This is a genomic window from Actinocorallia populi, from assembly GCF_002995495.1.
Taxonomy (GTDB): domain Bacteria; phylum Actinomycetota; class Actinomycetes; order Streptosporangiales; family Streptosporangiaceae; genus Actinocorallia; species Actinocorallia populi.
In genome coordinates, this window is sequence record NZ_PVZV01000002.1 from 430,024 (window position 1) to 442,537 (window position 12,514).

Consider the following 12,514-nt stretch of genomic DNA (forward strand, 5'->3'; position numbering starts at 1 on the left):
CATGAGCTTCAAGGCTGAGTACATCTGGATCGACGGCACCGAGCCCACCGCCCAGCTGCGGTCGAAGACTCGCATCCTTGCAGACGGGGCCGAGCTGCCGGTCTGGGGCTTCGACGGCTCCAGCACCAACCAGGCCAAGGGCGGTTCCTCGGACTGCCAGCTCAAGCCGGTCTTCACCTGCCCGGACCCGCTGCGCGACCCGTCCAAGGACGTTCTGGTGCTGTGCGAGGTGCTGAACGTCGACGGCACCCCCCACGAGAGCAACACCCGCGCGCTGCTCTCCCCGGTCGCCGAGCAGTTCGCCGCGCAGGAGTCCTGGTTCGGCATCGAGCAGGAGTACACCCTGATCAAGGACGGCCGTCCGCTGGGCTTCCCCGAGAACGGCTTCCCCGCCCCGCAGGGCCCGTACTACTGCGCCGCCGGCGCCGACCACGTCTTCGGCCGCGAGATGGTCGAGGAGCACCTCGACGCCTGCCTGACCGCCGGTCTGAAGGTCTCCGGCATCAACGCCGAGGTCATGCCCGGCCAGTGGGAGTTCCAGATCGGCCCGGCCGGTCCCGAAGAGGCCGCCGACCACATCTGGGTCGCCCGCTACATCGCGCTGCGCGTCTTCGAGAAGTACGGCGTGCAGTTCTCCATCGAGCCCAAGCCGGTGAAGGGCGACTGGAACGGCGCCGGCGCGCACACCAACTTCTCCACCAAGGCGATGCGCGAGGGCTACGACCCGATCATCACCGCCTGCGAGGCCCTGGGCGAGAAGTTCCTCGAGCACGTCAAGGCCTACGGCGACGGCGTCGAGGACCGCCTCACCGGCGCCCACGAGACCGCCCCGTGGAGCGAGTTCTCCTACGGCGTCTCCGACCGCGGCGCCTCCATCCGCCTGCCCTGGCAGGTCGAGATCGAGCGTTGCGGCTACCTGGAGGACCGCCGCCCGAACGCCAACATGGACCCGTACGTCGTGACCCGCATGATCGTCAACACCTGCTGCACCGCCCTGGAGAAGGCCGGCCAGGTCTGACCGGCGACCCGGAGCCCGACGCGCGCGACGACGTCGACCGAGACCCCCTGTCCCCCCGGGCAGGGGGTCTCGGCGTTCACGGGCTCCCCGGAGCGGGCTAGGGGAGCGGACCGCGGGCGGGGGGCACGTGCGGGACGGGCCGCAGGACGCGGTCCATCTGGGCGGCGAGCTCCTCGGCGCCCCGGTGCCTGCGGTCGAGTTCGGCGGCGTCGCACGTCCAGGAGTCCCGGGCGGTCGGCACCGTGTTCAGCAGATCGGACAGCAACGACGCGAGCACGGCACCGCGCTGCCGGTCACTCCAGCCACTGGTATCGCTCACAGTGACCACTCTCTCACGCTGCAGCGCGACCCGCAGGTGAACGGAAGATGAACCGGAGGCGATCTCGGGTACCGGCCCCCCGCGGGGGCGGGGTCAGCGGCAGTTGGCCCACGGGGCGGTGACGCTGCCCGCCGGGCCGCCGCCCGCGAACCGTACGCAGGTGCCCTTGGCGGCCAGGTAGACCGGGCCCGCGTAGAACTGGTACATGCCCCGGTCGACGGCGCTCCTGCGGTCGGACTGGCGGACGAGGCGGGCGAAGACACCGGTCTTGCGGTCCAGGTCCGCGGTCTTCAGGGTGACGACGCAGTTGAACCCGGCCGCGTTGTACAGCTGGACCGTCCGGCCGCCGGGGAAGTTGCGCGACCGCTGCACCTGGAAGCCCCCGCCCCGGCCTCCGCCGTTGCAGACCTGGACGGCGCCGTAGGGGTTGCGCTCGACGGTCCGGGTCGGCGAGGGGGAGGGCTGCGGGGGCGCGGTCACCACGGGGGGCGTGCTCGGCGCGGGCGCGGGCGGCTGCGTCGCGCCGTCCGAGGGCGAGGGCGGGGCCGAGGGGCCGGGCTTGTCGTGGTCGGGCGCGCTGGGGGTGACCGTGACGACGACGGTCTTCTCCGGCCGGGGCTCCTTGTCGGTCGAGCCGGGCTTGTCGGTCGGGCGGGAGGACGCGGTGGGCCGTGAGGGCTGCGCGGAGACGGTGAGCTGGAGGTTCTGCGGGGCGAGCCCGGTGACCTCGTCTGACTTCTTCGGCTCGTCGTCCCTGGTCAGGGCCCAGCCGGTGACACCGATCGACAACAGCATGATGATGAAGATCACGATGGCGATGGTGGGCCGGCGCCCGGCCAGCGCGTCGCTCTCGCCCGGTTTGGGGCCGATCTCGAAGGGGTAGGGCTCGCGCTGCTGCGGGGGCTGCGGCTGCTGCGGGGCCCAGGCCTGTGCGCCCTCCGCCGGGTTCGTGACGACGGTCTGAGGGGCCGGCGGGGAGGGCGGCACGATCGGCGGCTGCGGCTGGAGGACGGGCTGCGCGCCGGTGCCGCCCATCAGCATCGACTGCGCCTGGGCGGCGGTCGGCCGTGCGGCGGGGTCCTTGGCCAGGCAGGCCTGGACGACCTCGCGCAGCGGGGTGGGCAGCGCGCCGGTGTCGGCCTCGGCGTGCGCGATCCGGTAGACGACCGCGCCGATCTCGTCGCTGCCGAACGGCGGGGTGCCTGTCGCGGCGAAGACCATGCAGGAGGCCCAGGAGAACAGGTCGGACGCCGCGGTGAGCTGGTGGCCGTTCAGCTGCTCGGGGGACATGTAGGCAGGAGTGCCGATGCTGTGGCTGTGCGAGGTGACGTTCAGCGCCCGTGCGATGCCGAAGTCGATGACACGGGGCCCGTCCGGGCCGATGAGGACGTTGTGCGGCTTGAGGTCGCGGTGGATGATGCCGGCCTGGTGGATGGCGGTGAGGGCGTTCAGGGTGTTGATCGCCAGCCGCTCCAGCGCGCCGTCCGTCCGGGGTCCCTCGGTCTCCACCTGTTCCTGGAGGGAGATGCCGGGGACGAACTCGCTGACGATGTAGGGGCGGTCGCCTTCGACGTCGGCGTCGAGGACCTGTGCGGTGCAGAAGCGGGCGACCTGTTTGGCGACCTCCAGTTCGCGGACGAACCTGCCTCGGGCCTCGTCGTCCTCGGCGAACCTGGCGTGCAGCAGCTTGACCGCCACCGGCATCCCGTCGCGCTCGCCGAGGTAGACGGTGCCCTGGCCGCCCTCGCCGAGCACGCCGACCAGCGTGTACGACCCGATCGACGCGGGGTCGCCCGCGCGCAGCGGCCGGGTCTCCACCATGGTTCACTCCCGTCACGACATTTCACAAAAGCAGTGGGGCTACTTTAATGGAGCCGGGGCGGATAATCCGGTCCGGCCGGACGAGCCCGCGAACGCCGGCTCTCCTTTTCCCGTCTCGGCCGCCGACGGCGCGGCCGGGAATTCCGGCCGCGCCGGCGAACGAGCGGAGGGTCAGCCGCAGCCGACCCACGAGGTGCCCTTGGCGCCCGCGGGGCCGCCGCCCGCGAACCGTATGCAGGTGTTCTGGGTGGGCAGGTAGATCGGACCCGCGTAGTACCGGTGCTTGACCCGTGTGGAGGCGGCCCTCCGGTCGGATTGGCGCATGACCTGGGCGAAGACGAGGGTCTCGCGGTCCAGGTCCGCGGTCTTCAGGGTGACGACGCAGCTGACGCCCGCGCGGTTGGTGAGCTGGAGTGTCTGTCCGCCGGGGAAGGCGACGGCGTTCTTGAAGGCGAAGCCGCCGCCTCTCCTGCCGTTGCAGAGCCGAACGGGATCGTGGGGGTTGCGCTTGACGGGCGCGGAAGAGGGCTGCGCGGGGCCGTCCGCCGCGGGGCCGTCCGCCACGGGCGACTGCGCGGCGGCCGGGGGGCCGGAGCCTTGGCCGTCGTCGGACGGGCTGGCGGTGACCGTGATGATGACGGTCGGCCGCGGCTTGGTCTTCTTGCCGGGCTTGGGGGAGGCGCTCCGCGAGGGCCGCCCGGGATCGGTGACCGGGGCCGTCGTCGGGGCGATGGCGGTGACCTGGGGCTTGTCGTCCCTGGTCAGCGCCCATGCGGCGACGCCGACGGCCGCGACCAGGACGGCGGAGACCAGGACGGCGCCGACGGGCCGCCGCCGGCCGGGCGGCGCGTCGCCCGTCGGCGGGCCGATCACGAGCGGGCGGGACTCGTGCGGTCCGGGCTGTTCCGGCTGTTCCGGCTGCTCCGGTCGCTCTGACCGGACGGGCACGGTCGGCCGCCGCGGCAGGAGGGCGGCGGGCGCGTCGCCGCCGATGAGCATCGCCTGCGCCTGGGCGGCGGTCGGCCGTGCGGCGGGGTCCTTGGCCAGGCAGGCCTGGACGACCTCGCGCAGCGGGGTGGGCAGCGCGCCGGTGTCGGCCTCGGCGTGCGCGATCCGGTAGACGACCGCGCCGATCTCGTCCTCTCCGAACGGCGGGGCGCCTGTCGCGGCGAAGACCATGCTGGCCGCCCAGGAGAACAGGTCGGACGCCGTGGTGAGCTGGTGGCCGTTCAGCTGCTCGGGGGACATGTAGGCCGGGGTGCCGATGTTCTGGCTGTGCGAGGTGACGTTCAGCGCCCGTGCGATGCCGAAGTCGATGACGCGCGGCCCGTCCGGGCCGATGAGGACGTTGTGCGGTTTGAAGTCGCGGTGGACGATCTCGGCCTGGTGGATGGCGGTGAGGGCGTTCAGGGTGTTGATCGCCAGCCGCTCCAGCGTGCCCTCGGCCCGTGGCCCTTCGGCGTCCACCTGCTCTTGGAGGGAGATGCCGGGGACGAACTCGCTGACGATGTAGGGGCGGTCGCCTTCGACGTCGGCGTCGAGGACCTGTGCGGTGCAGAAGCGGGCGACCTGTTTGGCGACCTCCAGTTCGCGGACGAACCTGCCTCGGGCCTCGTCGTCCTCGGCGAACCTGGCGTGCAGCAGCTTGACCGCGACCTGTTCTCCGCGGCGCTCGCCGAGGTAGACGGTGCCCTGGCCGCCCTCGCCGAGCACGCCGACCAGCGTGTACGGCCCGATCGACGCGGGGTCGCTCACGCGCAGCGGCCGGGCCTGCACCATGGTTCACTCCTGTCACCGCGCTTAACAAAAGTAGTGGAGCCACTTTAATGGAGTAGATGCGGATAATTTGGGCAGCTTTCCGCAACCCATGACCGAGATCACGAACCCCGCCGAACTTCGTGGGATTCTCAAAGAACTGATGTCCCGCGCCGTCCGCAAGGAGTGCTCCGAGCCGGACGGGCGGGACGGGGAATGGATCGCCTCTCCTTTTCTCGTCCACGTCGCCGGCGGCCGGACATCGGCGTTTCCGGAGCGGGCTCTAGCGGTTCCGGCCGGAGGCGTCCCCGGTGAGGCCGAAGCGGGGCAGGCAGGGCGGCAGACCCTCGATCTCGGTCTCGACCCTCCGGTGCGCCAGCCAGCCGTCCCGGTCGAGGACGAACCGCAGCTCCTCGACCGGGCGGTCAAGGACGGCCGAGCGCGTCACCCCGTTGGGCCGGTAGCCGAGCCTGCGGGTGACGCCCTGGGACGCGAGGTTGCCGGCGTGCGCCCCGGTCGTGGCGAACCGCGCGCCCAGGCCGGTGAAGGCCAGCTCCAGCACCGCCGCGCGCATCTCCGTGCCCAGCCCCCGGCGCTGGTGCCGCAGGCCGAGCCAGGAGCCCGAGGAGACCTCCCGGACGACGGCGAAATCACGCCCGTGCAGCTCCTGGACGCCGATCGCGCGCCCCTCGTGGACGACGGCCAGCGGGAGATGCCAGTTCTCGGGCGTCCACTCGGCCAGCATCTTCCACTGCCACTGCACCACGCGGCCGCCGAGCTCCTCACGGGGCGCGTGCGTCCACGGCGTGGCGAAGGGCATCTCGTCGGACGGGTGCACCCCGTCCAGCGCGGTGTCGGCGAGCTCGTCGAGTTCCTTCGGGCCGGGCAGCCGCAGCTCCAGACGGGGCGTACGCAGCCTCAGCCCGAACAAGGGCCAGTGCTTCATACCCGACCATCCTGAGCGGCGGGGCACCCGGCTGTCATCCGGTTTTCCGGCCGGGGGGTCAGGCAGAGAAGGAGCGGGCGTAGTCCTCCAGCTCGCAGAGGTGGCGGTCCTTGACGGAGCGGGGCAGCCCGGCGATGAAAGCGTCCATGGAGTCCCCCTCAGGCATTGATTCTTCGGGACAACGATAGATCCCGCCCATGGAACGCAACCCGTCGACCGTACGGCGAGGGCCGGGCGCCCCGCGGAGACGGGACGCCCGGCCCTCGGCCCGGCACGGGTCAGCCGAGCTTGATCTCGTACTTCTGCGCGTTCTCCGAGACGGAGGCCTCCCGGACGGTCTTCAGGCCGCCGAGGGAGTCCTTGTCGGGCTGGAGGATGTAGGTCTCGCGGGACGGGGGCTGGCCGACGTCGGTGAAGTCCATCTTGCTGCCGAAGCCGCCGTCCCAGGCGTTCTGGGAGCGGTGCGCGGAGATGATGCCCTCGCGGGTGAGGTCCTTCTTCCCGCAGGCGAGCTTCAGGGCGTCGCCGGTGATCGCCGCGGTGGTGTAGCCGGCCATCACGCCGTTGTCCAGGACGGCGTCGGGGTACTTGGCCTTGTAGTCGGTGGCCAGCTTCTTCATGGTCTCCAGGTCCGCGCTCAGCGGGCTGGACGCCTGCATGACCACGAAGCCCTTGGTCAGGGCCGGGCCGACGGGGGTGTCCAGCAGCTGCGGGGCGAAGGAGGAGTTGCTGCCCAGGAACGGCACGTCCATGCCCTGGGCGGCGGCCACGCCGACCGCGGAGGCGGTCTGCTTGGGGCTGGTGGACAGCACGATGGCCTTGACGCCCTCGGACTTCATCGCCGCGATCTGCGAGGTCATGTCGGCGTCGGTGGCCTTGACCTTCTGCTCGACGACCGTCATGCCGTGCTGCCCGGCGGCGAACGTCGATCCCGCCAGGGAGTCGACGCCGTAGTCGCCCTCGACGTAGATGTGGCCGATCTTGTCGCCGGACTTCAGGCCGTGCTCGTCCACCGCGTAGTCGACGCCGTTGATGACGTCGATCGCGTAGGTGGTGCCGGTCATCTGGATCTGCTTCGCGCCCAGCATCTGCGGCGACCAGGCCAGCACCAGGGTCAGCGGCCCGTCCTTGGCGATGCGGTCCTGGACGGCGCCGACCGTCGCCGAGCCGATGAAGTGGGCGAACGCCGCGACCTTCGGCTCCAGCTCGGTGTAGGAGGCCACGCTCTTCTGGACGTCGTAGCCCATGTCGCGGACCTGCGGCTCGACCGTGCGCCCGCAGATGCCGCCGGCCTTGTTGACCTGCTCGAAGTACAGCTGGGCGCCCTGGGAGATGCTCTTGCCCAGCGGGGCGTAGGGGCCGGTCAGGTCGGTGATCATGCCGACGCCGATCGTCTTGTCGCTCACGCCCGGACCGTGCTTGACGCCGTCGGCGCCGGTCTCGTCACCACCGCCCGCGCCCTTGTCGCTGCCGCAGGCGGCCAGCGCCAGCATCGCGGCGATGCCGAGTGCTCCGGCGCTCAGTCGGAACCCGTTCATGAGGAACTCCTTGTGTTGCGGGGATGGGGGCGTCTTCCGGCCAGCGAGGCGCGGATCCGGGAGGCCAGTCCGAGCAGTCCGCCCGGGAGGAACAGGACGACGGCGACGACCGCGGCGCCGTACAGCATCCGGGCCGCCTCCGCGGGGGAGAAACCGCTCTCGCCCGGCTGGGCGACCAGGGGCATCGAGTCGCTGTAGCGGGTGAGCACCTGGGGCAGGAGGGAGACGAAGACGGCGCCGATGACGGCCCCGCCGACCGAGCCCAGGCCGCCGATCACGATCATGGCCAGGTAGTCGAGGGACAACATCACGCCGAAGTAGTCGGGCACGGCCCGCTGGAAGGACAGGGCCAGCATCACGCCGGCCAGGCCGCCGTACATCGACGACAGGACGAACACGCCCGCCCGGTACCGCGCGACCGGGACGCCCATGACGCCGGCGGCCGTCTCGTGGTCGCGGATGGTGTTCATGGCGCGGCCGGGCCGGTCGCGCAGGACGCCGCGGGCGAACAAGGCGGCGAGCGCCAGCAGCACGGCCCCCAGGTACCACAGCCGTTCGGGCGCGCCGAAGGGGATCCCCATGACGACCAGGTCGGTCTCGTCGGAGAAGCTGAAGCCGAACAGCTCCAGCGGGGGCACCGCGCGCCCGTTGTAGCCGCCGGTGACCGGTTCGGCGCTGAACAGCACGTGCTGGCCGAGGAAGATCAGGGCGAGGGTGGCGATGCCCAGGTAGGCGCCCTTGAGCCGGCCGGCGATCGGGCTGAAGACCCCGCCCGCCAGCCCGGCCAGGGCGATCGCCAGCACCGCCGCCAGCGGGGTGGGCAGGCCCAGGCCGCCGAGGTGGCCGTCGGGCTCGGCGGAGAAGTAGACGTACCCGTACGCGCCGACCGCCAGGAAGAAGGCGTGGCCCATGGACAGCTGGCCGGTCGCGCCGGTCAGCAGGTTGATGCCGATCGCGCCCACCGCGGCGGACATCGCGAACATCCCGGCCGTCAGCCAGAAGGCGTCGAGGTAGAAGGGCACCGCGACCGCCACCGCGGCGACGGCCGCCCAGACGACCACGCCGGTCGGGAACGCGCGGGGCGCGGATCCCGCGGCCGGGGGCCGCTTGGCGGGGGGCCTCTTGGACACGGAGGTCTCAGACACGGGTCAGCTCCCTGGTCCCGAAGAGCCCTGCCGGGCGGATGAGCAGTACGAGGAGCATGACCAGGAACGGCGCGACGTCCCCGATGCCCCGGCCGAGGAAGCTCAGGTCGCCCTGGTAGCCGCTCATCAGCGCCTCGGTGACGCCGATGAGCAGCCCGCCGACGAGCGCCCCGGTGGTGGAGTCCAGCCCGCCGAGGATCGCGGCGGGGAACGCCTTGAGCGCCACCATGCCGGTCGTCTTGTCCAGGCCGGGGGTGGGGAAGACGGCCAGGAACAGCGCGGCCACGGCGGCGAGCGCCCCCGCCACGGCCCAGGCGCTCATCGAGACGCGGCTGAGCCGCACGCCCATGAGCGCGGCGGTCTCGCCGTCCTCGGCGGCCGCCCGCATCGCCACGCCCCAGCCGGTGTGCTTGAACGCCAGCAGGAACGTCGCGATCAGCACGAAGGCCACGAGCAGGGCGGCGAGGCGGGCCTCGGAGATGGAGACCGGGCCGAGGCGCACGACCTGGTCGCCCCACGGGTCGCCCATCGCCAGGACGTCGGTGCCGATGTGCCGGGCTATCTCGGTGGCCAGGACGATGTCGACGCCGATGGTGGCGATCGCCAGCACGCTGTGGTCGGCGGCCTTGGAGCGCCGGATGACCAGGAACTCCACCAGGCAGCCGACCGCGGCGGCTCCGGCGATGCCCGCGGCCAGCGCGGGCCAGAACCCGATCGATCCGTGCAGCTTGGCGGTGATGAACCCGCCGGCCAGCAGCAGCGACGCGTGCGCGAAGTTCACGACCTCGCTGGCCTTGAAGATGATGACGAACCCGAGGGCGATGAGCGCGTACACAGCCCCCATCGAGATCCCGTTCAGCAGGAGTTCGGCGAAGGTGGTCACACTTGCTCCTCGTCGTGTGCGGCGGGCTCTTCCGCGGCGGCGCCGAGGTAGGCACGGACGACCTCGGGGTCGCGCTGGACCTCGGCGGGCGTGCCGCCGGCGATGCGCTTCCCGAAGTCGAGGACGGTGACGGCGTCGGCGAGGCGCATCACCATGCCCATGTCGTGCTCGACCAGCAGCAGCGAGATGCCGAGGTCCTCGCGGATCGCGGAGATGAGGGCGGCCATCTCGCGCCGCTCGCCGCCGTTCATGCCGGCGACCGGCTCGTCGAGCAGCAGCAGCCTCGGCTCCATGCACAGGGCGCGGGCGAGCTCCACCCGCTTCTGCACGCCGTAGGGCAGCAGCCCGACCGGGACGGGCAGCCGTTCGGTCAGCCCGACGAACGCGGCGATCTCGGCGACCCGCCCGGCGTGGACGGCCCTCTCGCGCCGGGCGGACGGCAGGCGCAGCCCGGCGGAGACGAAGCCGGTGCGGGTCAGCCGGTGCCGTCCCAGCATCAGGTTGTCGGCGACCGACAGGTGCGGGGAGAGCGCGATGTTCTGGAAGGTGCGGGCCACGCCGAGCTCCGCGATGCGGTGCGTGGGCAGCTTCGTGAGCTCGGCGCCGCCGAACCGCACGCTGCCCGAGGAGGCCCTGTAGACGCCCGAGAGCACGTTGAAGCAGGTGGACTTGCCCGCTCCGTTGGGCCCGATGACGGCGTGGATCGAGCCCGGCTCGACGGTGAAGCCCACCGAGTCCAGGGCGACGAGCCCGGCGAACCGGACGGTGACGTCGCGTACCTCCAGCGGGGGCAGGGGGAGGGCCGTCATGCCGGCCACCTCGTCAGGACGGGCCGGGAGGGGGAGCCGCCGTCCTGCGGCGGGAGCTCCTCGTCGCTCTCGCCCAGGTAGCGGCGGCGCACCTCGTCGCTGGCGGCCAGCTCGCCGGCCGGGCCGGACATGACGACCTCGCCGACCTCCAGCACGTAGGCGTGGGAGGCCAGGGACAGCGCCATCGCGGCGTTCTGCTCCACCAGCAGCACCGTGGTGCCCTCGGCGTTGATGCGCCGGACGGTCTCGGCGATGCGGGCGGCCATGAGCGGGGCGAGCCCGAGGGTGGGCTCGTCGAGCAGCAGCACCCGCGGCCGGGCCATGAGCGCCCGCCCGATGGCGAGCATCTGCTGCTCGCCGCCCGACAGCAGCCCGGCGCGCTGCCCGGCGCGTTCGGCCAGCACCGGGAACAGCTCCATGACGTGTTCGCGGGCGGCCGCCGCGGCCTTGCGCCCCCGCACGCCCAGTGCCCCGGCCCGCAGGTTCTCCGCCACGGTCATCCGGCCGAAGACCCGCCGGCCCTCCGGCACCTGGGTCACGCCGCGCGCCACGATCTCCGCGGCGTTCAGGCCCGTCAGCCGGTCTCCCGCGTACGCCACGCCGCCTCCGGTGACGGCTCCGCGGTGGAAGCGCAGGGTGCCGGAGACCGCGCGCAGCAGCGTCGACTTGCCCGCCCCGTTGGAGCCCAGCACGGCCACGACCGAGCCCTCGGGCGCCTGGAGCGAGACCCCGCGCAGCGCCTGGACCGGACCGTAGGAGACCTGGAGGTCCTCGATGAGGAGGCCGCTTCCGGGAGCCTTCTCCGGGAGCGGCGGCCTCTTGACCGGGTGCTCGGGCGGAGGGGGGTCGTCAGCGGCCATGGTGCTCCTCGTACTGCAGTGGTGTGAGGGAAAACACAAATCCCCCGGATGGGCGGCCGTCCAGACTCCGGCGGGAACTGGAGACCGATGCACAACCCCGGCCGCTGAGGTGCTGGAAGAGATCTGTGCAAATGCACAGGCTTCGGATAACGTTCGTTACTGGAAGAACGACCGCTCGGGGGTCCAGGGCGGGAGCGAGAAGTGAACGTTGTGAAGGACCCCGCGCGGCCCGGTGGAGAGAGCCTCGAGGTCATGCGGCGGGTGGCAGGCCGGCTTCTGGAGCGGGTGCCGGAGATGGCCGGAAAGCTGCTGACGGAGCTGCGCGCCACCGAGGACGCCTACCGGCGCCTCCCCGAGCACGAGCACCGGCGCGACCTCGAACGCGGCTTCCAGGCGGGCATCGAGGGCATGCTGCTGCCCTGGCGGGAGCGGCGCGACCTGGCCGTCGCCGCCGAGACCGCGGCCAGGCGCGCCGAGCAGGGCGTCCCGCTGGACGCGTTGCTGCGCGGCTACCGGCTGGCCACCCAGATCACCTGGGAGACGATGGTCGACCTGCTGGCGACCGACCACCCCGGCGAGGCGACGGCCCTGCTGCGCGGCGCCGAACGCGTCTGGCAGGGGGTGGACCGGCAGGCCGTGGTCGCCGCCGACGCCTACCGCAGGCGCGAGAACGAACTGCGCAGCCGGCACGCGGAACGGACGCAGGCCCTGCTGGACGCGCTGCTGGAGGGCAGGGCCGACACCGCGGTCGTGCGCGCCGCCGCGGCGGCGCTGGAGGTCCCCCAGTTCGGCCGGTACCTGGTGGTGGCGACCCGCCACGACGGTCCCCGCCCGGCGCGGGCGCACCGCCCCGGAGAGGCGGCGGGACTGCGCCTGCTGTGGCGCGCACGCCCGGAATGCGACCTCCTGGTGGTCTCGCTCGCCGACCACGACCCGGCCGAGGCGCTGCGCGTGGTGGAGCCGCTGCTGGCCGACAGGTCGGGGGTCGGCCCGGCGGTGCACGGGCTGCTGGAGCTGTGCGAGGCGCGCCGCCACGCGATGGTCGCGCTGCGCACCTGCCGGGGCCCCGAGACGGTCCACCTGGACGACAGGCTGCCCGCCGCCCTGGCCGCCAGCCAGCCCGACCTGGCCGAGCGCCTGGTCGAGGTGGTGCTGCGGCCCCTGCTCGACCTCGACCCGCCCGAACGCGAGACGCTGCTGACCACCCTGACCCGCTGGCTGGACTGCGACGGCTCGGCGGCCCGCACCGCCGCCGCGCTCTACTGCCACCGCAACACGGTCTTCAACCGCATCCGCCGCATCGAGGCGCTCACCGGCCGGTCCCCGGACCGCCCCCGCGAGGCGCTGGAGCTCGCGCTCGCCCTGGACGCCTACCGCATCCGCGGCGCGGAGTGACCCGTCCGCCCCGCCCGTCCCGTCC

11 protein-coding genes are annotated in these 12,514 nt (G+C 72.5%); 2 read left to right on the forward strand and 9 right to left on the reverse strand.

Features of this window, described 5'->3' with window-relative positions:
- The first annotated feature begins 1 nt into the window (after nt 1).
- Nucleotides 2–1,018 carry a glutamine synthetase GlnII gene (gene glnII / locus C2865_RS08950; protein WP_106397890.1) on the forward strand — a complete coding sequence of 339 codons (1,017 nt, stop codon included), beginning with the start codon at nt 2–4 and terminating at the stop codon, nt 1,016–1,018.
- A gap of 97 nt (nt 1,019–1,115) precedes the next feature.
- On the opposite strand, the gene C2865_RS08955 is transcribed toward glnII, so the two are convergent.
- The 9 genes from C2865_RS08955 to C2865_RS08995 form a co-directional block, all read right to left on the reverse strand.
- Nucleotides 1,116–1,337: a hypothetical protein gene (locus C2865_RS08955; protein WP_157963632.1), complete on the reverse strand. Its 222-nt coding sequence runs from the start codon at nt 1,335–1,337 to the stop codon at nt 1,116–1,118.
- A 93-nt stretch (nt 1,338–1,430) separates the two neighbouring features.
- A complete protein-coding gene (locus tag C2865_RS39935) occupies nt 1,431–3,158 on the reverse strand; it encodes a serine/threonine-protein kinase (protein WP_232835468.1) in 1,728 nt (575 codons plus the stop codon).
- Nucleotides 3,159–3,329: 171 nt separating this feature from the next.
- Nucleotides 3,330–4,937, reverse strand: coding sequence for a serine/threonine-protein kinase (locus C2865_RS39940; protein WP_106397892.1), 1,608 nt, complete (start codon nt 4,935–4,937; stop codon nt 3,330–3,332).
- A 259-nt stretch (nt 4,938–5,196) separates the two neighbouring features.
- The gene (locus C2865_RS08970; protein WP_106397893.1) at nt 5,197–5,859 is read right to left on the reverse strand and encodes a GNAT family N-acetyltransferase; all 663 of its coding nucleotides are present in this window, start codon (nt 5,857–5,859) and stop codon (nt 5,197–5,199) included.
- A gap of 278 nt (nt 5,860–6,137) precedes the next feature.
- Nucleotides 6,138–7,397, reverse strand: a complete 1,260-nt coding sequence (locus C2865_RS08975; RefSeq protein ID WP_106397894.1) for an ABC transporter substrate-binding protein — start codon at nt 7,395–7,397, stop codon at nt 6,138–6,140.
- Nucleotides 7,394–8,458 carry a branched-chain amino acid ABC transporter permease gene (locus C2865_RS08980; protein WP_232835566.1) on the reverse strand — a complete coding sequence of 355 codons (1,065 nt, stop codon included), beginning with the start codon at nt 8,456–8,458 and terminating at the stop codon, nt 7,394–7,396. Before C2865_RS08980 ends, C2865_RS08975 begins: the two co-directional genes overlap by 4 nt.
- A gap of 76 nt (nt 8,459–8,534) precedes the next feature.
- Nucleotides 8,535–9,425 (reverse strand): branched-chain amino acid ABC transporter permease, encoded by an 891-nt coding sequence (locus C2865_RS08985; RefSeq protein WP_106397895.1) that lies wholly within the window; start codon nt 9,423–9,425, stop codon nt 8,535–8,537.
- The gene (locus C2865_RS08990; RefSeq protein ID WP_106398642.1) at nt 9,422–10,234 is read right to left on the reverse strand and encodes an ABC transporter ATP-binding protein; all 813 of its coding nucleotides are present in this window, start codon (nt 10,232–10,234) and stop codon (nt 9,422–9,424) included. Before C2865_RS08990 ends, C2865_RS08985 begins: the two co-directional genes overlap by 4 nt.
- Nucleotides 10,231–11,094 (reverse strand): ABC transporter ATP-binding protein, encoded by an 864-nt coding sequence (locus C2865_RS08995; protein WP_106397896.1) that lies wholly within the window; start codon nt 11,092–11,094, stop codon nt 10,231–10,233. The genes C2865_RS08990 and C2865_RS08995 overlap by 4 nt, the downstream gene beginning before the upstream one ends.
- Before the next feature lie 201 nt (nt 11,095–11,295).
- Between C2865_RS08995 and C2865_RS09000 the strand changes: the two genes are divergently transcribed.
- Entirely contained in the window at nt 11,296–12,489 is a 1,194-nt protein-coding gene (locus C2865_RS09000; protein WP_232835469.1) for a PucR family transcriptional regulator, read from the forward strand.
- Nucleotides 12,490–12,514: the final 25 nt, after the last annotated feature.

What these genes read in the sequence shown, in the direction of transcription:
- glnII (WP_106397890.1), top strand. Translation starts at nt 2, where the DNA reads ATGAGCTTCAAGGCTGAGTACATCTGGATCGACGGCACCGAGCCCACC.
- C2865_RS39935 (WP_232835468.1), bottom strand. Translation starts at nt 3,158, where the DNA reads ATGGTGGAGACCCGGCCGCTGCGCGCGGGCGACCCCGCGTCGATCGGG.
- C2865_RS39940 (WP_106397892.1), bottom strand. Translation starts at nt 4,937, where the DNA reads ATGGTGCAGGCCCGGCCGCTGCGCGTGAGCGACCCCGCGTCGATCGGG.
- C2865_RS08970 (WP_106397893.1), bottom strand. Translation starts at nt 5,859, where the DNA reads ATGAAGCACTGGCCCTTGTTCGGGCTGAGGCTGCGTACGCCCCGTCTG.
- C2865_RS08975 (WP_106397894.1), bottom strand. Translation starts at nt 7,397, where the DNA reads ATGAACGGGTTCCGACTGAGCGCCGGAGCACTCGGCATCGCCGCGATG.
- C2865_RS08990 (WP_106398642.1), bottom strand. Translation starts at nt 10,234, where the DNA reads ATGACGGCCCTCCCCCTGCCCCCGCTGGAGGTACGCGACGTCACCGTC.
- C2865_RS08995 (WP_106397896.1), bottom strand. Translation starts at nt 11,094, where the DNA reads ATGGCCGCTGACGACCCCCCTCCGCCCGAGCACCCGGTCAAGAGGCCG.